The sequence below is a fragment of the Ancylobacter terrae genome (genome assembly GCF_045108345.1).
Taxonomy (GTDB): domain Bacteria; phylum Pseudomonadota; class Alphaproteobacteria; order Rhizobiales; family Xanthobacteraceae; genus Ancylobacter.
In genome coordinates, this window is sequence record NZ_JBJGXH010000003.1 from 403,370 (window position 1) to 423,638 (window position 20,269).

A 20,269-nucleotide genomic window follows, 5' to 3' on the forward strand; every position below is an offset into this window, starting at 1 on the left:
GGCGGAGGGCGCGGGTCCCCGCGCCCGGCCGATGGTGGCGGGAGGCCGGCGGCACGAATCCTGCGTGCACCGGGGACGGTGCCGGAAACCGTTTGGGTTTCCCGGCACCGCGCGCGTAACCTGTCGCGCGCGTCCCGTTGCAGCATTGTCGGTACCCATGACCATTCTCGCCAGCCTTCACCACGTCACCAGCTACAGCTACGACAAGCCGGTCTCGCTCGGCCCCCAGATCATCCGCCTGCGGCCGGCGCCGCACTGCCGGACGCCGGTGAAGAGCTATGCGCTGAAGGTGACGCCGGCCAACCACTTCGTGAACTGGCAGCAGGATCCGTTCGGCAACTGGATGGCGCGCTACGTCTTCCCCGAGCCGGCGACCGAGTTCCGCGTCGAGGTCGACCTGATCGCCGACATGACGGTCTACAATCCGTTCGACTTCTTCGTCGAGGAATATGCAGAGACGCTGCCCTTCGCCTACACCGCCGACCTCGCCAAGGAGCTGATCCCCTATCTCGAGGCGGAGGAGGGCGGCCCGCTGCTCGACGCCTATGTCGAGAAATGGCGGCCCAAGGCCGGCACGCCCACGGTGAATTTCCTCGTCGAGCTGAACCAGAGCCTGCAGCACGACGTCAAATACCTGATCCGCATGGAACCGGGCGTGCAGACGCCCGACCAGACGCTCAGCCTCGCCGCCGGCTCCTGCCGCGATTCCGGCTGGCTGCTGGTGCAGATCCTGCGCCGGCTCGGCCTCGCCGCGCGCTTCGTCTCCGGCTACCTGATCCAGCTGCGCCCCGACGTGAAGGCGCTCGACGGCCCCACCGGCACGGAGGTCGACTTCACCGACCTGCACGCCTGGTGCGAGGTCTACCTGCCGGGCGCGGGGTGGATCGGCTTCGACCCGACCTCGGGCCTCTTGTGCGGGGAGAGCCACCTGCCGCTCTGCGCGACGCCGAACTACGCCTCGGCGGCGCCGATCACCGGCGGCTACACCGCCGCGCCCGACACGAAGACGGAATTCGACTTCGTGATGGAGGTCGACCGCGTCGCCGAGAATCCGCGCGTCACCCTGCCCTTCTCGGACGAGGCGTGGGCGGCGCTCGACGCGCTGGGCGACCGGGTCGACGCCGACCTCGCCAAGCAGGACGTGCGCCTCACCATGGGCGGCGAGCCGACCTTCATCTCGATCGACGACTACCAGGCAGCCGAGTGGAACACCTCCGCCGTCGGTCCCACCAAGCGCATGCGCGCCGACGACCTGATCCGCCGACTCCGGCGGCGCTTCGCGCCCGGCGGCATGCTGCATTACGGCCAGGGCAAGTGGTATCCGGGCGAGAGCCTGCCGCGCTGGACCTTCTCGCTCTACTGGCGCAAGGACGGCAAGCCGATCTGGCGCGACCCCGCCCTCATCGCCGCCGAGAGCCAGAGCGGCGCGCAGATCGAGCAGGCCGAGGCCTTCGCCGACAACCTCGCCGAGCGGCTGGGCGTCGGCGAGGAATTCGTCACCGCCGCCTATGAGGATCCCGGCCACTGGATCCTCAAGGAAGCCGAGCTGCCGGAGAATGTCGACGCGCTCGATTCCAAGATCGAGGACCCCGAGGCGCGGGCGCGCCTCGCCCGGGTGTTCGAGCGCGGGCTCGCCCGCCCGAGCGGCTATGTGCTCCCGGTCCAGCGCTGGCAGGCGCGCTCCAAGCGCGGCTGGGTCTCCGAGAAATGGAGCTTCCGGCGCGGCAAGCTGTTTCTGGTGCCGGGCGATTCGCCGGTCGGCTACCGGCTGCCGCTGGCGACGCTGCCCTGGGTGCCGCCGGCGGCCTATCCGTACGTCAATCCGGCCGACCCGATGGCCATTTCCGGCGAGCTGCCGGATGCCGAGGCGCTGCACCAGCTCTACCGCCGCACCAATAGCGACGAGCCGACGCAGGAGCAGGTCGACCAGATCCTCACCGGCACGGGGGCGGTGCGCACCGCGCTCTCGATCGAGCCGCGCGACGGGCGGCTGTGCGTGTTCATGCCGCCGACCGAGCGGCTGGAGGATTACCTCGAACTGCTCGCGGCCATCGAGGTGACGGCGGCCGAGCTCGGCCTGCCGGTGCATATCGAGGGCTACACGCCCCCGGTCGATCCGCGCCTCAACGTCATCCGCGTCGCGCCCGATCCCGGCGTGATCGAGGTCAACGTGCACCCGGCCTCGAACTGGAAGACCTGCGTCGAGATCACCCGCGATCTCTACGAGGAGGCGCGCCTCACCCGGCTCGGCACCGAGAAGTTCATGGTGGACGGGCGCCACACCGGCACCGGCGGGGGCAACCACGTGGTGGTCGGCGGCGCCACCCCGGCGGACAGCCCGTTCCTGCGCCGGCCGGACCTGTTGAAGAGCCTCGTCACCTACTGGCAGCGCCACCCGTCGCTGTCCTACCTGTTCTCCGGCCTGTTCATCGGCCCGACCTCGCAGGCGCCGCGCATCGACGAGGCGCGGCACGACGCGCTCTACGAGCTCGAGATCGCCATGGCCAACGTGCCCCCGCCCGGCGTCGGGCAGGCGCCGCCGCCCTGGCTGGTCGACCGGCTGTTCCGCAACCTGCTCACCGACGTCACCGGCAACACCCACCGCTCCGAGATCTGCATCGACAAGCTGTTCTCGCCGGACGGGCCGACCGGGCGGCTCGGCCTCGTCGAGTTCCGCTCCTTCGAGATGCCGCCGGACTGGCGCATGTCGCTCGCCCAGCAATTGCTGCTGCGCGCGCTCATCGCCTGGTTCTGGCGCGAGCCGCAGCAGGGCAAGCTGACGCGCTGGGGCACGGCGCTGGCGGACCGCTTCATGCTGCCGCATTTCGTCTGGGCCGACTTCATGGACGTGCTGCACGATCTCGGCCGCGCCGGCTACCGCATCGACCCCGCCTGGTTCGAGGCGCAGCGCGAGTTCCGCTTCCCCTATTACGGGCAGGTGGAGCATGGCGGCGTGACGCTGGAGATCCGGCAGGCGCTGGAGCCGTGGCACGTGCTGGGCGAGGAAGGGGCGGTCGGGGGCACGGTGCGCTTCGTCGACTCCTCGGTCGAGCGGCTGCAGGTGCGGGCGGACGGGCTCAACCCGACCCGCCACGTCATCGCCTGCAACGGGCGTCGCCTGCCGCTGCACCCGACCGGGCGGTTCGGCGAGTATGTCGCGGGCGTACGCTACAAGGCCTGGCAGCCGGCCTCGGGCCTGCACCCGACCATCCCGGTACACGTGCCGCTCACCTTCGACATCGTCGACCTCTGGTCGAACCGGTCACTCGGCGGCTGCGTCTACCATGTCGCCCATCCGGGCGGGCGCAACTACGAGACCTTCCCGGTGAACTCCTACGAGGCGCAGGCGCGCCGGCTCGCCCGCTTCCAGAACCACGGCCACACGCCGGGCTACCTGCACGTGCCGCCGGAGGAACCCTCCACCGAATTCCCGGCGACGCTCGACCTGCGCCGCCCGCCGGGGCTCTGACCGGCCCGCGCCGGATCGGTCCGCCCGATCCGGCGCCCGGTACAGTTTTTCGCCGCAACGGGGTTGTGCGGCCGGCGGCTATGCGAAACGCTGGGGGTTCGACCGCGACGGGGACGCGGACGACAGGGGACGCGCCGTCGGCGTGCTGAGAAAAAGAACGATGCTCAAGGGGAGCGACCCGCAGGCGCTGACGCGCCGCTTCGAAGCCGACGCCGTGGAGGCCCTGCTGGCCGGCTACCGGCCGTTGCCCGGCACCCATGACGAGATGCTCGACGCCGACGGGCGGCCCCGGCCGCACTGGGTGCCGCTGCTCGCCGCCCTGGCCGAGATGGGGCACGAAGAGGTGGAGCGGCGCTTCCGGGCCGCCGACCGGCACCTGCACCGCTCCGGCGTGTTCTACCGCGTCTATGACGACCCCACCGGCGGCGAGCGGCCCTGGCCGCTCTCGCACCTGCCGCTCGTCATCGACGCCGAGGAATGGCGCGGCCTCGCCCGCGGCCTGATCCAGCGGGCGCAGATGCTGGAGGGCGTGCTGGCCGACCTCTACGGCGCCGCCAACCTCGTCGCCTCCGGCGGCCTGCCCGCCGCGGTGGTGGCCGGCAGCCCGGAATTCCTGCGCCCGCTCGTCGGCGTCGATCCGCACGGCGGCAGTTTCCTCAAGCTCTACGCGGCGGATCTCGGGCGCGGGCCGGACGGGCGCTGGTGGGTGCTCTCCGACCGCACCCAGTCGCCGTCGGGCGCCGGCTACGCGCTCGAGAACCGCCTCGCCATGAGCCGGGCGCTGCCCGATCTCACCCGCTCGCTCAACGTGGTGCGGCTCGCCGGCTTCTTCCACGAGATGCGCGCCAGCCTGACCAAGCTCGACCGCTCGGGCGAGGGCCGGGTCGGCCTGCTCACCCCCGGTCCGCTCAACGAGACCTATTTCGAGCACGCCTATCTCTCGCGCTATCTCGGCTTCGTGCTGGTCGAGGGCGAGGACCTCACCGTGCGCGACAACACGGTCTATGTCCGCACCATCGCCGGGCTGAAGCGGGCGGACGTGCTGCTGCGACGGCTCGATTCCAACTTCGCCGATCCGCTCGAACTGAACGGGCGCTCGCGGCTCGGCGTGCCCGGCCTCGTCCAGGCGGTGCGGGCGGGCGGCGTCGCGGTGGTCAACGCGCTCGGCTCCGGCGTGGTCGAGGCGCCCGCCCTGCTCGGCTTCCTGCCGCGCATCGGCCGGCAGGTGCTGGGCGTGGAGCCAATGCTGCCGAACATCGCGACCTGGTGGTGCGGGCAGGCGGCGGAGCGCGAGCAGGTGCTGGCCTCGCTCGACGACCTCGTGCTGTCCTCCGCCTTCCGGCGCAGCCTGCCGGGGCTGATGGAGGACGGCCCGCTGATCGGTGCCGACCTCGAACCGGCGCAGCGGGCGCTGCTGGAGGCGACCATCCGCACCCGCGGCGTCGACATCATCGGGCAGGAGGCGGTGAAGCTCTCCACCATGCCGGTCTGGCGCGACGGCCGGCTGGAGGCACGCCCCTTCATCCTGCGCATCTTCCTCGCCGCCACCGAGGAGGGCTGGAAGGTGATGCCCGGCGGCTTCTGCCGGGTCTCCGACAGCCTCGACGCCCGGGCGGTGACCATGCAGGACGGCGGCCGCTCCGCCGATGTCTGGGTGCTCGGCGAGGGCCCGGTCGAGCAGACCTCGCTGCTGCCGGCGCCGGGGCGGGTGGATGTGCGGCGCCAGACCGGGCCGCTGCCGAGCCGGGCGGCGGACAACTTCTTCTGGCTCGGGCGCTATGTGGAGCGGGCGGAGGCGACGGCGCGGCTCACCCGCACGCTGGTCGGGCGCCTGTCCGCCTCGCAGGCGGGTGGCGGCAGCACGGTGCACCAGCTGTTCTCGCTGCTCGATTCCTGGGGCGCGGTGCCGACGACCCAGGGCGGGCGCCCGCATCCCCCGCGCCATGTCGTCGCCGCGCTGACCCGGCGCGACCTGCCGGGCTCGCTGCCGCACCTCATGGACGCCGCCCAGCGCACCGCCTCGGTGATCCGCGACCGGCTGGCGCCCGACGCCTGGCGCACGCTCGCCGACATCCTCGTGCTGATGGACGAGCCGCTCTCCTCGGCCAGCGCCGAGCCCGACGCCTATGAGCGCGCCGACCGGCTGCTGCGGGCGCTCGCCGCCTTCTCCGGCCTCGCCTCCGAGAACATGAACCGGCTGTCCGGCTGGCGCTTCCTCGATCTCGGCCGGCGCATCGAGCGCGGCATCGCCACCTGCCGCTTCGCCGGGCTGCTCGGCAGGGGCGAGGCGAGCGCGGGCGCGCTCGACGTGCTGCTGGAGCTGTGCGACAGCCAGATCACCTACCGCTCGCGCTATGTGATGGTGGAAAGCCGCGCGCCGGTGCTCGACCTCGTGCTGCTCGACCCGGTCAACCCGCGCTCGCTCGCCTTCCAGATCGACCGCATCATGGAGCATCTCGACGCGCTGCCGGGCCATCACGGCGACGAGCCGCCCCCGCCCGAGGAGCGCCTCGCCGCCCGCCTCGCCGCCGGCATGAAGGCGTTCGAGGCCAACGAATTCGACGACGAGCGGCTGCGCAAGATCGCCGCCCAGCTGATGGAACTCTCCAACGACATCGCCGAGCGCTACTTCATCCACCGCCTGCCGGTCGAGACGCCGTGGGAGCAACTGGCATGATCTACGAGATCCACCAGACCACGGCCTACAGCTACGCCTATCCGGTGCCGGTGGCGCGCCATGTGGTGCGGATGATCCCGGTCGACCGCCCCGGCCAGCGGGTGATCGCCAGCCATTTCGCGGTGACGCCGGAGCCGGTCGAGTGGTCGGAGGCGAGCGACTTCTTCGGCAACCGGGTGGTGAACCTCAAGATCGAGACGCCGCACACCCGCTTCACCCTGCGCACCAATGCCCGCGTGCAGGTCGAGCCGGTGCCGCCGCCGGAGGCCGCCCTCACCCCGCCCTGGGAGGTGGTGCGCGAGGCGGCGGCGGGCTCGATGGATCCGGGACCGCTGTCGCCGGTCCACCACCTGTTCCCGAGCCCGGCGGTCGATCTCACCGACGCGATCACCGCGTGGGCGCAGGCGAGCTTCCCGCCCGGTCGCCCGGTGCTCGCCGGGGCCATCGACCTGATGCAGCGCCTGCACGACGACTTCGCCTATGACCCCAAGGCGACCGACGTCTCCACCCCGCCCGCGAGGGCGTTCGAGCTCAAGCGCGGGGTGTGCCAGGACTTCGCCCACATCATGATCGCCGGCCTGCGCGGTCTCGGCCTGCCGGCGGCCTATGTCAGCGGTTTCCTGCGCACCGAGCCGCCGCCGGGCAAGGAGCGGCTGCAGGGCGCCGACGCCACCCATGCCTGGGTGAGCGTCTGGTGCGGCGCGGAGAACGGCTGGCAGGGGCTCGACCCGACCAATGCGCTGATCGTCGGCGCCGACCATGTCGTGCTGGCGGTGGGGCGCGACTATTCCGACGTCGCGCCGGTGGGCGGCGTGCTGTTCGGCTCGGGACGGCAGGGGCTTTCCGTGGAAGTCGACGTGGTGCCGCTGGCCGAGCGCGGGCGCGGCCGAGCGCCCGCCGAGGACGGCCGCCGCTGAGCGGCCTCGTTCCCTGCCGGAGATCCGCCCATGCTGAAGCCGGTGCTCATCTTCGCCGCCCTGGTGCTGGTGGCGGCCCTGGCGGTGCCCGATCTCGTCGCACGCTTCGGCCCGCCCACCACCGCGCCGGCCCGCCCCGCGCCGTCGGCGGCCGAGACCTCCGGCAGCTACCGGATCGCCGCCGACCGGTCCGGCCATTTCCTGGTGCAGGCGCGGATCGACGGGCGCGACGTCGAGGCGCTGGTCGATACCGGCGCGACGGTGGTGGCGCTGACCTATGAGGATGCCCGCCGCATCGGCGCCATCGGGCCGGCCGACCGCTTCGACGACCGTGTGGCCACCGCCAACGGCATCGCGCGGGCGCGGCGGGTGCGGCTCGCCTCGGTGCGGGTCGGGCCGATCACGGTCAGCAACATCGACGCGCTGGTGGCGGAACCGGGCGCGCTCGGGGTCAACCTGCTCGGCATGAGCTTCCTGCGCCGGCTGCAGCGCTTCGAGGTGAGCGGCGGCCTGCTGCTGCTGGAGCGCTGACCGCCGCTCGCCTCAGCAGGAGACGAGGTAGCAGACGCGCGAGAGGTTGCGCGGGCGCATGTAGGAGGATTCGGACAGGTCCAGCGTGCCGCTCTTGATCACCAGATCGAACAGGGCGGGATAGGCATAGCTGGCCTCGGCCCAGATCAGCGAGGAACTGTTCACGGCGATGCCCGCCGGCAGGGTGACGGCGGTGCCCTTGGTGCGGGCCTTGCCGTTGCGGCTGACGCTCCAGCTCACCGTCGCCTTGCCCTTGTCGTCGATGACGATGCTGGAAACCACGAGGCCGAGCGGCCCGGTGCCAAAGGGCGCCAGCATGGCGCTCGCCCCGTCGAGGGCGGTGGTGAGCTCGGCGGCGCTCATCACCGAATTGGTCTGCCGGGCGACGAGGTCGGAGGCGACGCGGGCCGCCATGCTGACCTTGCGGTCGACGCTCAGCACGCGGGTGAGCTCGGTGCCGCCGAGATAGAGCAGCACCATGACCGGCGCGATCAGGGCGAACTCGACCGCGGCGACGCCGCGCCGGTCGCGGCCAAGCCGCAGGAAGGGCAGCCGCGTGAAAGGCGTGAAAGACGTCCAGCGGGACAGGGCGGGGGTCATTTGTAGGGCTCGTTGCGGAAGACGGAGGTCGCCACGATCAGCGTGGAACCGTCCGGCTGGTTGCTGAAATCGAGGCCGAACTTGCGCGCCACCGACGCGATGATGCCGGACCAGCGGTAATAGGCCCGCACCATCACGATGTCCTCGGCGGTGCTGGCCTGGTAGCCGACCTTGGAGGGATCGAAATTGCCGGCCTTGTCGGTCGGGATCGCGGGCGACGCCCCATAGCCGCTGAGCACCTTCACGTCGGTGTAGACCTTGCCCTTGCAGTCGATGAAGGAGGGCACGTTGGCGCAGACCGTCGCCTTGAACTTGGCGGCGTCGAATTTCTGGGTCTCGGCCTGGCCGGTCATCACCAGCCGGCTGGCATCGATCACCGCGGTGTCGACCAGTTGGCCCGCGAGCATGGTGAAGCTGGTCTCGATGATCGCGAACATCAGGCCGAAGAACGGGATCGCCACTAGCGCGAACTCGACCGCCGTCGCGCCCTCCTGGTCGCGGCGGAAACGGCGGCGCAGCAGGGCGGCGGGCGACAGGGCGGCTGACCGCCGCACCGGCCTCGGCGGCGTTCGGCTCGGCAGATCGCGGCTCGGCAGCTCGCGGCTCGAAACGACAGGGCTCATGGCGGCGGCGCTCGCATCGGGGGCGGCGTGCCGGCCGGGACGACCGGAGTACCGCATGACCCGTTTATACGGCACGCGGCTTGCGAATCGGTTTCGCCCTATAGGGAGAATGCGACCGGCGACGTTCACGCTTCCTTAAGCATGATCGGCCGCCCGCCCGCTCAGTTGCTGGTGCGGCCGGTGGAGAGGTTGGAGCGTTCGGTGAACTGCTTGGAGTTCAGGTCGAACATGTCCTTGTTGTCGCCGAGCGTGACGGTCGGCTCGCAATTGGGCGCGCAGCTCAGCGTCTCGCGCGCGCCCCCGCGATAGACAGTGACCGTATCGCCGCGCACGCGGCCGACGGTGATGTCGTGCTCGGCGAGCACCTTGCCCTTGGGGTCGAGGGCGATGAGGTTGGTGCGGCCGTAGCTCTTGCCGGTGACGATGAGCAGGCCGCCGGGCTGGAGCGTGCCGTCGGCGACCATCGGGTTGCCGATGACCAGCGTCGCGACGCCGTCCGGCAGGTGCAGCAGGCGCGCCTGGTCGAGCTCGACCGAGACGTCGTCGGCATGGGCGGCCCCGCCGAGCGCGGCGAGGGCGGCGGCAACGGCCAGCGGACGGCGCAGGCGACGGGAAAAGCGCGGCATCGGGGCACCTGTCAGCGCGGAAATCCAAACGGTTCGCCGGTATTTGGCACCGGGAATGGTGAATATCTCGCTAACGGCAGGGCCGGGTTAACCATGCCCGGCAAGCCATACGGCGCGTGGCGGGCGGCATCGAGCGAGCGGGGAGGTGCCGGGATAGGCGCAAGACCCTGTGTCTGCGCGGAAAGCGGCAATTGCAAGTCTTCGCGTTAAGCAGGCGCTAACCAATCGCCGCCGCTCGTCCGTGTTTACGACTAAATTCGAAGCAATTTAACGCGAATGTAAGAAGTGACGGGTAGGTTGTTGCCATCAACCGAGCGGGAGCCGAAACGAGCCCCGACGGGAGAGCGCAGAAACAGTGGATCCCAGGAGAATTACCATGAAGAACCTCGTTGCTCGCTTCGTCAAGAATGAGTCCGGCGCCACCGCGATCGAGTACGGCCTGATCGCCGCCGGCATCGCCGTCGTGATCGTCGCCATGGTCAACCTGACCGGCAGCAACCTCAACGACACCTTCACGAACATCTCCGGCGCGGTTGCTCCCCGCTGAGTCAAACAGCTAGGAGGCAAATACCTTGCCTCCTTTGACCGCAGATCTGGAGAGGCCCCGCCCGCGGGGCCTTTTCTGTTTGACTAGGGCAGAAGGCCTCCGCTTCCACCAGCGGGCGCCGGAAGGAGACTGACACATGCTCGCGCAGATGCTGGTTCTCGGGGTGTTCCCCGCCCTCATGGCCTATGCCGCCGCGAGCGACCTCCTGACCATGACCATCGCCAACTGGATCTCGCTGGCGCTGGTGGCCGGCTTCTTCGCCGTCGCCCTGCTGGTCGGCATGCCGATCGCCGAAATCGGGCTGCATCTCGCCGCCGGCCTCGTGGTGCTCGCGGTGACCTTCTCGATGTTCGCGGCCGGCTGGATCGGCGGCGGCGACGCCAAGCTCGCGGCGGCCACCGCGCTGTGGCTCGGCTTCGGCCAGCTCGCCGACTACCTGCTGATCGCCGCCATCCTCGGCGGTGCGCTCACCCTCGCCCTCCTCATGGTGCGCCGCTATGCGCTGCCGCTGACGCTGGCGAAGCAGGAATGGGCCGCGCGCCTGCACGCGCCGACCACCGGCATCCCCTACGGCATCGCGCTCGCCGCCGCCGCCCTGCTGGTCTATCCGCACGGCGCGGTGATGCACGCGCTGGCCGGCTGAGGATTGTTCGAGGATCAACCTCGTCATCCCGGCCCCAGAGCCGGGATCGCTGTCCACTCCCCTCCGATCCCGGATACGGCCGACGGCCGTTCCGGGATGACGCGTTTCAGGACGTGAGGTTGCGTCCGCCAACGCCCGGCGTGGCAAAGCATTAACCACGGATCGCGACGGCGTCTTGCCTTAACCCGCAGTCAAGGTCTGCAGCCTAGCCTGTGCTCATAAGAAGACAGCGCCGGCGCGGTGTGTATCGCCTGGCGAATACAACAAAATACAGCGCAAGCAGAGACGATATGATGAGAAACCTCGCCCATCGGCGCCGGGGTGCGCTCGCCGCGCGCCCGCACGCCACCGGCCTCGAATACGGCCTGATCGCCGCGGCGATCACCATCGCCATCGTTACCGTGCTGGCCGGCCTCGGCGCCCGCTACAGCGCGGACGCCCCCGCCGCGCAGGTCTCGACCATGCAGGCCCCGGCGCGCTGACGCGCCTCAGGCGATGCGCTGGGCCTCGCCGCTGCGCCCGAGGCTCGCCATCACCCCCGCCACGATGCCGTCGGCGTCGAGCCCGGATTCGGCGAGCTGCGCCGCCGGGCTGTCGTGATCGAGGAAACGATCCGGCAGCACCAGCGTGCGGACCTTGAGGCCGCCGGCCAGCGCACCTTCCTCGGCCAGAAGCTGCAGCACATGGGCGCCGAAGCCGCCGGCGGCGCCCTCCTCCACCGTCACCAGCACCTCGTGGTGCCGCGCCAGCGACAGGATCAGCTCGCGATCGAGCGGCTTGGCGAAACGCGCATCCGCCACCGTGGCCGACAGGCCGAGACCCGCCAGCGTCTCGGCCGCGACAAGGCTCGGGGCGAGCCTCGTGCCGAGCGAGAGCAGCGCCACGGTCGAGCCCTCGCGCACGATGCGGCCCTTGCCGATCGGCAGCACCTGCCCGCGCGCCGGCCGCTCGACGCCGACGCCCTCGCCGCGCGGGTAGCGGAAGGCGATGGGGCCCTCGTCATAGGCCGCGGCGGTGGCCACCATGTGGGTCAGCTCGGCCTCGTCCGACGGCGCCATGATCACCATCCCGGGCAGGCAGGCGAGCATGGGGATGTCGTAGGCGCCGGCATGGGTCGCGCCATCGGCGCCGACCGGGCCGGCGCGGTCCAGCGCGAAGCGCACCGGCAGGCGCTGGATGGCGACGTCGTGGACGATCTGGTCGTAGGCGCGCTGGAGGAAGGTCGAGTAGAGCGCGCAGAACGGCTTGAAGCCCTCGGTCGCCAGCCCCGCCGCGAAGGTCACCGCGTGCTGCTCGGCGATGCCGACGTCGAAGGTGCGGCCGGGGAATTCCTGCGCGAACAGGTCGAGCCCGGTGCCCGAGGGCATGGCAGCGGTGATGGCGACGATCTTGTCGTCGTGCCGGGCCTCGGTGATCAGGCTGTCGGCGAAGACGCGGGTATAGCTCGGCGCGTTGGAGATCGCCTTCTTCTGCGTGCCGGTGGCGACGTCGAAGCGCATCACGCCGTGATACTTGTCGGCGGAGGCCTCGGCGGGCGCGTAGCCCTTGCCCTTCTGGGTCACGACATGGACGAGGATCGGCCCCTCGGTCGTGTCGCGGGCGTTGCGCAGCACCGGGAGCAGGTGGTCGAGATTGTGCCCGTCGATCGGGCCGACATAGTAGAAGCCGAGCTCCTCGAACAGCGTGCCGCCGGTCCAGAAGCCGCGGGCGAATTCCTCGGCGCGCGCCGCCTTCTGGCCGAAGAACTTCGGCAGGCGCTGGGCGAGCTGCTTGGCCGTCTCGCGCAGCGAGCGGTAGGTGCGCCCCGAGATCAGCCGCGCCAGATAGGCCGACATGGCGCCCACCGGCGGGGCGATCGACATGTCGTTGTCGTTGAGGATGACGATGAGGCGCGAATCCATCGCCCCGGCATTGTTCATCGCCTCATAGGCCATGCCGGCCGACATGGCGCCGTCGCCGATCACGCAGACGACGTTGCGCTTGGCGCCGTCGAGGTCGCGCGCCACCGCCATGCCGAGGCCGGCGGAGATCGAGGTCGAGGAATGGCCGGTGCCGAACGGGTCGTAGTCGCTCTCCGCCCGGTTGGTGAAGCCGGAGAGGCCGCCGCCCTGGCGCAGCGTGCGGATGCGGTCGCGCCGGCCGGTGAGAATCTTGTGCGGATAGGCCTGGTGGCCGACGTCCCAGATCAGCCGGTCGTCCGGCGTGTCGAACACGTAATGCAGGGCGACGGTGAGCTCGACCACGCCGAGGCCGGCGCCCAGATGCCCGCCCGTCACCGAGACGGCGTCGATCGTCTCCGCGCGCAGTTCGGCGGCGAGGTCGGCAAGCTGCGATTCGGGCAGCCGGCGCAGATCGGCCGGAATCCGGATGGTATCCAGGAGAGGAGTCGACGGTCGCGTCACGTATATCTCCGATGCGTCGTCACTTTGACGCGGCGGAATGATCCATCCGTGGCATACACAATGGCGATCCGCCACGCAATGTGCAGCCTTTTCGCCCCCGCCGCGCCTCGTGCGTCGGCGAAGGCCATTGGCGTCCCGCTCACCCTCCGTTAGAACCGCGGCATGGCGGGCGGTGTCTCAGCGAACGGACTGGCGGAGGACGCGCGCACCGCGAGCGCGGACGACCCTGCCGCCATGTCCCCGGAAACCCCCGTCATGCGGCGCTACGTGCTGCTGCTGCCGGGCCATGACCCGACCGACATGGCCTATCATCACGGCCGTTTCGTGAACCAGGCGGGGCGCTTCGCGGAACTGTGGGGCGCGCGGACGCAGGTTTCGGCCCTCGGCGAGGGCGGCGAGGCCCATGCCGCGCAGTGGTCGGCGGCGACCGCCGGCCCCAACTGGCGCACCGAAACCCGCTACGAGATCCTGCGCTGGGACGACATCGTGCGCCATCTCGATGCGCGCCCCGACCGGGTGCGGCTCGCGCGCGGCTTCTCGGCGCTGTGGGATTTCCTGAAAGCGGGCGCCGCCTGGCGCTATCTGCGCACCAATCTGCGCTACGGGCTGTTCTTCTTCTATCCCTTCGCCTGCGTCGCCCTGTTCCTCGCCGCCGCGGGCGTCGCCGGCTGGGCCGGCTTCCGCCTCGCCGCTCCCCTGCTGACCGCGCTGCCGGCCGCCCTGCTGGGCGTCGCCATCGCGGTGGCGGCCTTTTTCGTCCTGTTCCGGTGGCCGGGCCGGCGCTGGCACCTGCACCAGGCGCTCGACGACTGGGATCTCGCTCGCGACTATCTCTACGGGCGCGCCGGTGCGGTCGAGGCCCGCATCGAGGCGCTGGCGGAGCGGCTGGTGCGGCGCATGCGGGAGGCGCGCGAAGAGGGCGTCGACGAGGTGGTGCTGGTCGGGCACAGCCTCGGCGCGACCTTCGCCGTCGCGCTGCTGTGCCGGGCGCTCGCCATCGACCCCGCGCTGGCGCAGGGACCGGTGCGGCTGCGCTTCCTCACCTGCGGGGCGACGCTGCCCAAGCTCGCCTTCCACCCCGCGGGGAGCCGCGTGCGCGAGGAGACCGCCCGCGTCGCGGCGATGCCGGGCCTGCTGTGGGCGGAGTTCCAGGCGCGGCACGACGCCATCAACTTCTACAAGGTGCACCCGGTCCGGCTGACCATGATCGCCAAGGGGCAGGACGGCTGGGGCCCCGACCGCGGCTCGCCGGTGATCCGCATCGTCTCCTTCAAGCAGATGCTGACGCCGCGCAAGTTCCGCCGGATCCGCTGGCGGATGATGCGGATCCACTACCAGTTCCTGCTCGCGAACGAGCGGCGGGCCAATTACGACTACTTCATGTTCGTGCTCGGCCCGGTCCCGTTCGACGACCTCGTCATCGCCCGCGACGGGCCGCTGCGCCGCTTCGCGCCGGACGGGGCGCTGCTGCCCCCGCCCGCCCCGGACGGGCCAGCCAACCCGCCCACCCACGCATTGCCGACGGACCCGACATGAACCTCATCCTCATCGCCAAGATCGTCTGGGGCATCGGCGTCCTCGGCTGGTACGCCATCCGCTTCCCGTTCGAGCGGCGGGTGAAGCGGGTGAAGGTGGTCGACAAGCGCGACCGGCTGCGCGAGCGCATCCTGCTCACCTGCTCGACCACCGGGCTCGGCATCATTCCGGGCATCTGGGTCTTCACCGGCGCGCCGAAATTCGCCGACTATCCCTTCACGGTCGTGCAGCTCGTGCTGGGCACCCTCGTGTTCGGCTTCTCGCTCTGGCTGTTCCGGCGCACGCACAAGGACCTCGGCAAGAACTGGTCGGTGACGCTGGAGATCAAGGACACCCACAAGCTGATCACCGGCGGCGTCTACCGCCATGTGCGCCATCCGATGTACTCCGCCTTCTTCCTGTGGGCGCTGGCGCAGCTCATCCTGATCCCGAACCTCATCGCCGGGCCGGCGGGCTTCATCGGCTTCGGCATCCTGTTCGCGTTCCGGGTGGGGCGCGAGGAAGCGATGATGCTCGACACCTTCGGCGAGGAATACCGCGCCTACAGCGCCCGCACCGCGCGGATCGTGCCGGGCGTGTTCTGACACGGGACTCGCCCGCGGACACCCGCCGTGCTCTGATCCGGCCGTCATATCCGCTCCGCCCAACCTGCCGGAGGCGTCATGCTGGAACTGCGTCCGAACTGCGAGTGCTGCGATCGCGACCTGCCGCCCGCGAGCCGCGAGGCGATGATCTGCACCTTCGAATGCACGTTCTGCATCGATTGCGCGACCGGCGTCCTCGGCGGAACCTGTCCGAACTGCGCCGGCGAGCTGGTGCGCCGGCCGGTGCGGCCCGCGGCGGCGCTTGACCGCCACCCGGCCTCGACGACGCGGGTGCTGAAGCCGGAGGGCTGCGGCACGCGCAGCGCCGCCTAGCGAGGCCGGGCCATGCTGTTCATGGTGATCGAGACGTTCCGCGACCAGGACATGATCCCGGTCTACCAGCGCCTGCGCGACGCCGGGCGCGGCCTGCCCGAGGGGCTGGTCTACCGCGACAGCTGGATCGAGGCGAATTTCGGCCGCTGCTTCCAGCTCATGGAATGCGACGACGCGCGGCTGCTGCAGCAATGGGTGCTGCACTGGCGCGGCAGCGGCGTCAGCCTCGAGATCGTGCCGGTGGTGCCGAGCGCCGAGACTCGGGCGCTCGTCGCGCCCCATCTCGACGGCGATTGAGCCGGCTAGAGCATGTCCGGCGAACCCCGGTTCACCGGACATGCTCTAGCTCTTTGATTTTACGCAATTCCTTTCGCAGAACCGCTGCACACTTGTGCGGAAATTGCTCTATTCGCCGTCGAGCGGCGCCAGCGCGGCCGGCTTGCCGTCGGCGCCCAGCGTGATCTTCTCGACCCGCGCCTCGGCGTCCTTCAGCAGCGCGTCGCAGCGCGCCTTGAGCGCCTCGCCGCGGGCATAGAGCGCGATCGATTCCTCGAGCGGCACGTTGCCGCCCTCGAGCTTGCCGACGATGGCCTCGAGCTCGGCGAGCGCCTTCTCGAAGCTCAGCGCCGCCACATCCGCATTGGTCTCGGCCATGTCGTGCCTCCCTCGCGTGAGCGGTCTCTATAGCCGATCGCCGGCGATTCGCCTGCCCCGGAGCGCGCGCCTCAGCAGCCCATCAGCGCGGTGACATGGGCGGAGGCCGACTTGGCGAGGCCCTCGAGGTCGTAGCCGCCCTCCAGCACCGAGACGATGCGCCCGCCGCTGTGGCGCTCGGCGACGTCCATCAGCTTGCGCGTCACCCAGGTGAAGTCGCCCTCCAGCAGGTTGATGTTGGCCAGCGGGTCGCGCACATGCGCGTCGAAGCCGGCGGAGATGATGAGGAGCTCCGGGCCGAAGGTTTCGAGGCGGGGCAGGATGCGGCTCTCGAACGCCTCGCGGAAGCGCTCGCCGCCGTCGCCCGCGCGCAGCGGCGCGTTGACGATGTTGTCGTAGACGCCGCGCTCGCTCAAGGCGCCGGTGCCCGGGAACAGCGGCATCTCGTGGGTGGAGGCGTACATAACGCTCTCGTCCGACCAGAAGATCTCCTGCGAACCGTTGCCGTGGTGCACGTCGAAATCGACGATGGCGACGCGGCCGATGCCGTGCACCTTCTGCGCATGGCGGGCGGCGACGGCGACATTGTTGAAGAAGCAGAAGCCCATCGGCGTGCGCGTCTCGGCATGGTGGCCGGGCGGGCGCATGGCGACGAAGGCGTTGCGGGCGCGCCCGGCGAGCACCTCGTCGACCGCCAGCACCGAACCGCCCACCCCGCGCCAGATCGCCTCGCCGGTGCCGGGCGACATCACCGTGTCACCGTCGATCCGCACCAGACCCTCGCGCGGCATCGCCTCTTCGAGCGCGGCGATGAGGTCCTCGGGATGGCAGCGCAGAATGTCCTCGCGCGCGCCCAGCGGCGCCTGCTCGCGCGCCAGCAGCGCGAACTGCTCCTGCTCGAAGACGCGCGCCAGCGCCCGCACGCGGTCCGGCCGCTCGGGGTGGCCGGGCGGGGTGAGGTGATCGAGGCAGGCGTCGTGCGTGACGAGCAAGGTGGACATGGCGCTCCCTGGGGCATTGCGGCGCGTTGCGACAGCGCCTCGTGTTCGAGGTGGACGATATGCCACCGATCGGCCGCAGGCCAGCGCGCCGCGCCGCCCGGGGCCGGTTTTCGGCCCGGCCGGGCGGCCCACGCGCTTGACCGGCATGCCTCCCGCGCCTATCACGCCGCGCTTCGACCGGCCTTGAGGAAAATCACGTGAGCGCTGGAGTCCGCCCTGCCGAGACGGCGCGTGTCGCGACGCGCGTGCTGCCGGCGGACGCACACGGGATCGCCGCCGCCGCGGAGGCGATCCGGGCGGGCGGGCTGGTCGCGATGCCGACCGAGACGGTATACGGGCTCGCGGCGGACGCCACCGATCCCGCCGCCATCGCCCGGCTCTACGCGGTGAAGGGGCGGCCCTCCTTCAACCCGCTGATCGCGCATGTGCCCGATCTCGACGCCGCGCGCCGCATCGGCCGGTTCGGCGCCGTCGCCGAGCGGCTCGCCGCGGCGTTCTGGCCGGGACCGCTGACGCTCGTCGTGCCGGCGGTCGAGGGCGCCGTGTGCGATCTCGCCCGCGCCGGACTGCCGACGCTGGCCATTCGCCTGCCGGCGCATCCGGCGGCGCGGGCGCTCATCGCCGCGGTCGGGCGGCCGCTGGCCGCGCCGAGCGCCAACCGCTCCGGCCATGTCTCGCCGACCAGCGCGGCGCATGTGCTCGCCGATCTCGACGGCGCGGTCGACGTCGTGCTCGATGCCGGCCCCTGCCCGGTCGGCGTCGAATCGACGATTGTCGACGCCACCGGCGACACGGCGGTGCTGCTGCGCCCCGGCGGGCTCGACCGGGCGCGGATCGAGGCGCTGCTGGGCGCACGACTGCCGCGCCGCCGGGCGTCGAGCGGCTCCGCGCCGCTGGCGCCGGGAATGCTCGCCTCGCATTATGCGCCGCGCGCCGGCGTGCGGCTCGATGCCACCGAGGTGAAGCCGGGCGAGGCGCTGCTCGCCTTCGGCGGGGCGCGGCCGCCCGGCAGCGACACGGCCGTCGCGGTGCTGGACCTCAGCCCGGCCGGCGACACGGTGGAGGCGGCGGCGAACCTGTTCGCCCATCTGCGCGCGCTCGACGCCAGCGGCGCCGCCGGCATCGCCGTGACGCCCATCCCCGCCGAGGGGCTGGGAGAGGCCATCCGCGACCGGCTGGCCCGCGCCGCCGCCCCGCGCTGACAAGCGCCCCGCCCGATCGGGCGATCATCGTCGCGGCGTTAACCCCGCCTCAACGTTAATGCGCGACAACCATGATGCTTCGCATTCGAGGCATTCCCTGTGCCCCGGATGTCACGGCGGGTCGTGGCGAAGCAGACGTTCCTAGACCATGCGTTCCTGTTGCGTAGGCGTTGCGTCATGCGTGTCTCACGTCGGCGTCGGCGACTCGGCGTCCTTCTCAGCTTCACCGGGTTGCTGATCGCCGGCGGGAGTACGACCATCGGCCGGCAGGATATTGCCGGCTACCTGGCGCGCCAGCCGGGGATCGCCGAGCGCGCCCGCGTGCTGTCGGTGACCGGCTCCGCCAAGGCGCTCAAGATGGCGACCTTCGCCTGGCCGAGCCCGCTGGGCGCGGCCCTGCCGCCGCCCCCGTCCCGCATTCTCCTCGCCACCGACGTCAACCGCGCGGCCAAGGCCGACCGCCTGCCGCTCCCGGTCGCGGGCGACCGGCAGCGCACCTTCGCCGGGCCGGCCTCGACCGCCGCCGCTTCAGGCCCGGCCGGCACGGGAACGGACGATGCCGTCATCGAGACCGAAACGCAGGCGCAGGCGCTCCTCGCCGAGGTTTCCGCCGGCGATCCCACCGGCGATCCCGCCGAGATCGAGGCGGGCGACGAGGCGGTGGCCATGGTCGAGGGCGCGCGCGACGCCGCGCCGGAGGGGGCGATGATCCTCGCGGAGGCCGCGGAACCCGACATCGGTCCGGCCGGGCAGGCGACGCCCGGCGACCTCGCCATCGGCCCGTCGAACCGGGCGGACGCGGCGACCGCAGCGCCGGTCATCCTCGCCTCCGCGCCGGTATCGGGGCCGATCTACCATGATCCGGCCTTCATCTTCGGCACCGGCGCCGCCGAATTGCCGCCGCAGCGCTTCGAGCATCTCGACGCCGACAGCAGCAGCGTCGCGGCGAAGGGCGAGGTGACGGGAGCCGACGCCACGCCGCTGAGCCCGGCCCAGCGCCTCGGCCTCGACGGCCGCCGGCGCGAGCGCGCCGAGAAGTGCCTCGCCGAGGCGGTGTATTTCGAGAGCCGCGGGGAGCCGGAACGGGGGCAGGTCGGCGTCGCGCAGGTGGTGCTGAACCGGGTGTTCTCGGGCTACTACCCCGCCGATATCTGCCGCGCGGTCTACCAGAACGCCAACCGCAAGCTCGCCTGCCAGTTCACCTTCGCCTGCGACAACATCCGCGACGTGGTCACCGAGCCGGAGATGTGGAAGCAGGCGCAGCGCATCGCCGCCGACATGCTGGACGGGCACGTCTGGGACAACGGCATCGGCAAGGCGACGCATTACCACGCCATGTCGGTGCGCCCGAACTGGATCCGCGAGATGCGCAAACTCGATCGGGTCGGCGACCACACCTTCTACCGCCCGCGCCGCTGGGAGGGATGACGGGCGAGCCCTCGCGACGGACCGGCGCGCCTCGTCAGGCTACGCCGGCGTGAGCGCGGGCGGCCGCCTCGATATCGGCGGCGAGCCGCGCGACACGCTGGGGATCGGCATCCCAGGCGAACATGAAGCGGGCACCACCGCCGATGAAGGTGTAGAAGCGCCAGCCGCGCGCCCGCAGTTCCTCCAGCACCTCGGCCGGAGCCTTGACGAAGACCGCGTTGGCCTCGACCGGAAACAGCAGTTCCACCCCCGGCAGCCCGGACAGCTGCGCGGCGAGCCAGGTGGCGCAGTCATTGGCGTGGCGGGCATTGGCGAGCCAGGCGCCGGTTTCCAGAAGCCCGACCCAGGGCGCCGAGAGGAAGCGCATCTTGGAGGCGAGCTGGCCCGCCTGCTTGCAGCGATAGTCGAAATCGGCGGCCAGCGCGGTGTCGAAGAAGATCACCGCCTCGCCCACCGCCATGCCGTTCTTGGTGCCGCCGAAGCACAGCACGTCGAC

The 20,269-nt window shown here is 71.1% G+C and carries 20 protein-coding genes; 13 read left to right on the forward strand and 7 right to left on the reverse strand.

Annotated features, from left to right (window positions below; all coding sequences use genetic code 11):
* The first annotated feature begins 157 nt into the window (after nucleotides 1-157).
* The 4 genes from ACEUEL_RS18405 (at nucleotide 158) to ACEUEL_RS18420 (ending at nucleotide 7,594) form a co-directional block, all read left to right on the forward strand.
* Complete coding sequence (locus ACEUEL_RS18405; protein WP_405708367.1) at nucleotides 158-3,469, forward strand: transglutaminase family protein; 3,312 nt, start codon at nucleotides 158-160, stop codon at nucleotides 3,467-3,469.
* A 160-nt stretch (nucleotides 3,470-3,629) separates the two neighbouring features.
* Nucleotides 3,630-6,146, forward strand: a complete 2,517-nt coding sequence (locus ACEUEL_RS18410; RefSeq protein ID WP_405708370.1) for a circularly permuted type 2 ATP-grasp protein — start codon at nucleotides 3,630-3,632, stop codon at nucleotides 6,144-6,146.
* Nucleotides 6,143-7,063, forward strand: coding sequence for a transglutaminase family protein (locus ACEUEL_RS18415; protein WP_405708373.1), 921 nt, complete (start codon nucleotides 6,143-6,145; stop codon nucleotides 7,061-7,063). The genes ACEUEL_RS18410 and ACEUEL_RS18415 overlap by 4 nt, the downstream gene beginning before the upstream one ends.
* 30 nt (nucleotides 7,064-7,093) lie before the next feature.
* Nucleotides 7,094-7,594: a retropepsin-like aspartic protease family protein gene (locus ACEUEL_RS18420; protein ID WP_405708376.1), complete on the forward strand. Its 501-nt coding sequence runs from the start codon at nucleotides 7,094-7,096 to the stop codon at nucleotides 7,592-7,594.
* Between the two features lie 12 nt (nucleotides 7,595-7,606).
* Here ACEUEL_RS18420 and ACEUEL_RS18425 read toward each other — a convergent pair whose 3' ends face one another.
* From ACEUEL_RS18425 to ACEUEL_RS18435, 3 genes are all read right to left on the reverse strand, one after another.
* A complete protein-coding gene (locus ACEUEL_RS18425; protein WP_405708379.1) occupies nucleotides 7,607-8,194 on the reverse strand; it encodes a TadE/TadG family type IV pilus assembly protein in 588 nt (195 codons plus the stop codon).
* Complete coding sequence (locus ACEUEL_RS18430; RefSeq protein ID WP_405708381.1) at nucleotides 8,191-8,817, reverse strand: TadE/TadG family type IV pilus assembly protein; 627 nt, start codon at nucleotides 8,815-8,817, stop codon at nucleotides 8,191-8,193. Before ACEUEL_RS18430 ends, ACEUEL_RS18425 begins: the two co-directional genes overlap by 4 nt.
* 161 nt (nucleotides 8,818-8,978) lie before the next feature.
* On the reverse strand, nucleotides 8,979-9,443 hold the full coding sequence (locus tag ACEUEL_RS18435; protein WP_405708384.1) for a pilus assembly protein N-terminal domain-containing protein: 465 nt from the start codon (nucleotides 9,441-9,443) through the stop codon (nucleotides 8,979-8,981).
* A 376-nt stretch (nucleotides 9,444-9,819) separates the two neighbouring features.
* Between ACEUEL_RS18435 and ACEUEL_RS18440 the strand changes: the two genes are divergently transcribed.
* The 3 genes from ACEUEL_RS18440 to ACEUEL_RS18450 all read left to right on the forward strand — a co-directional run bounded on the left by ACEUEL_RS18440 (nucleotide 9,820) and on the right by ACEUEL_RS18450 (nucleotide 11,115).
* The gene (locus ACEUEL_RS18440) at nucleotides 9,820-9,990 is read left to right on the forward strand and encodes a Flp family type IVb pilin (protein WP_405708387.1); all 171 of its coding nucleotides are present in this window, start codon (nucleotides 9,820-9,822) and stop codon (nucleotides 9,988-9,990) included.
* A 136-nt stretch (nucleotides 9,991-10,126) separates the two neighbouring features.
* Nucleotides 10,127-10,633 carry an A24 family peptidase gene (locus tag ACEUEL_RS18445; protein ID WP_405708390.1) on the forward strand — a complete coding sequence of 169 codons (507 nt, stop codon included), beginning with the start codon at nucleotides 10,127-10,129 and terminating at the stop codon, nucleotides 10,631-10,633.
* Nucleotides 10,634-10,923: 290 nt separating this feature from the next.
* Entirely contained in the window at nucleotides 10,924-11,115 is a 192-nt protein-coding gene (locus ACEUEL_RS18450) for a hypothetical protein (RefSeq protein ID WP_405708392.1), read from the forward strand.
* Nucleotides 11,116-11,121: 6 nt separating this feature from the next.
* Here the strand turns inward: ACEUEL_RS18450 and dxs are convergent, their stop codons facing one another.
* The gene (dxs, locus tag ACEUEL_RS18455) at nucleotides 11,122-13,035 is read right to left on the reverse strand and encodes a 1-deoxy-D-xylulose-5-phosphate synthase (protein ID WP_405708395.1); all 1,914 of its coding nucleotides are present in this window, start codon (nucleotides 13,033-13,035) and stop codon (nucleotides 11,122-11,124) included.
* Nucleotides 13,036-13,290: 255 nt separating this feature from the next.
* Between dxs and ACEUEL_RS18460 the strand changes: the two genes are divergently transcribed.
* The 4 genes from ACEUEL_RS18460 to ACEUEL_RS18475 all read left to right on the forward strand — a co-directional run bounded on the left by ACEUEL_RS18460 (nucleotide 13,291) and on the right by ACEUEL_RS18475 (nucleotide 15,785).
* Nucleotides 13,291-14,571, forward strand: coding sequence for a lipase family protein (locus ACEUEL_RS18460; RefSeq protein ID WP_405708397.1), 1,281 nt, complete (start codon nucleotides 13,291-13,293; stop codon nucleotides 14,569-14,571).
* A complete protein-coding gene (locus tag ACEUEL_RS18465) occupies nucleotides 14,568-15,155 on the forward strand; it encodes a protein-S-isoprenylcysteine O-methyltransferase (RefSeq protein ID WP_405708400.1) in 588 nt (195 codons plus the stop codon). The genes ACEUEL_RS18460 and ACEUEL_RS18465 overlap by 4 nt, the downstream gene beginning before the upstream one ends.
* A 78-nt stretch (nucleotides 15,156-15,233) precedes the next feature.
* Nucleotides 15,234-15,488 (forward strand): DUF1272 domain-containing protein, encoded by a 255-nt coding sequence (locus ACEUEL_RS18470; protein ID WP_405708403.1) that lies wholly within the window; start codon nucleotides 15,234-15,236, stop codon nucleotides 15,486-15,488.
* 12 nt (nucleotides 15,489-15,500) lie between these two features.
* Complete coding sequence (locus ACEUEL_RS18475) at nucleotides 15,501-15,785, forward strand: DUF3303 domain-containing protein (protein ID WP_405708405.1); 285 nt, start codon at nucleotides 15,501-15,503, stop codon at nucleotides 15,783-15,785.
* Between the two features lie 108 nt (nucleotides 15,786-15,893).
* Here ACEUEL_RS18475 and ACEUEL_RS18480 read toward each other — a convergent pair whose 3' ends face one another.
* The gene (locus ACEUEL_RS18480) at nucleotides 15,894-16,142 is read right to left on the reverse strand and encodes an exodeoxyribonuclease VII small subunit (RefSeq protein WP_405708408.1); all 249 of its coding nucleotides are present in this window, start codon (nucleotides 16,140-16,142) and stop codon (nucleotides 15,894-15,896) included.
* Nucleotides 16,143-16,213: 71 nt separating this feature from the next.
* Nucleotides 16,214-17,143, reverse strand: a complete 930-nt coding sequence (locus ACEUEL_RS18485) for a histone deacetylase family protein (protein ID WP_405708411.1) — start codon at nucleotides 17,141-17,143, stop codon at nucleotides 16,214-16,216.
* 197 nt (nucleotides 17,144-17,340) lie between these two features.
* Here ACEUEL_RS18485 and ACEUEL_RS18490 point away from each other — a divergent pair, with 197 nt between their 5' ends.
* Nucleotides 17,341-18,345 carry an L-threonylcarbamoyladenylate synthase gene (locus ACEUEL_RS18490; RefSeq protein ID WP_405708414.1) on the forward strand — a complete coding sequence of 335 codons (1,005 nt, stop codon included), beginning with the start codon at nucleotides 17,341-17,343 and terminating at the stop codon, nucleotides 18,343-18,345.
* A gap of 177 nt (nucleotides 18,346-18,522) precedes the next feature.
* Complete coding sequence (locus ACEUEL_RS18495; protein WP_405708417.1) at nucleotides 18,523-19,773, forward strand: cell wall hydrolase; 1,251 nt, start codon at nucleotides 18,523-18,525, stop codon at nucleotides 19,771-19,773.
* A 34-nt stretch (nucleotides 19,774-19,807) separates the two neighbouring features.
* On the opposite strand, the gene ACEUEL_RS18500 is transcribed toward ACEUEL_RS18495, so the two are convergent.
* The coding region (locus ACEUEL_RS18500; RefSeq protein WP_405708419.1) for a beta-eliminating lyase-related protein at nucleotides 19,808-20,269 on the reverse strand (462 nt) is incomplete at its 5' end.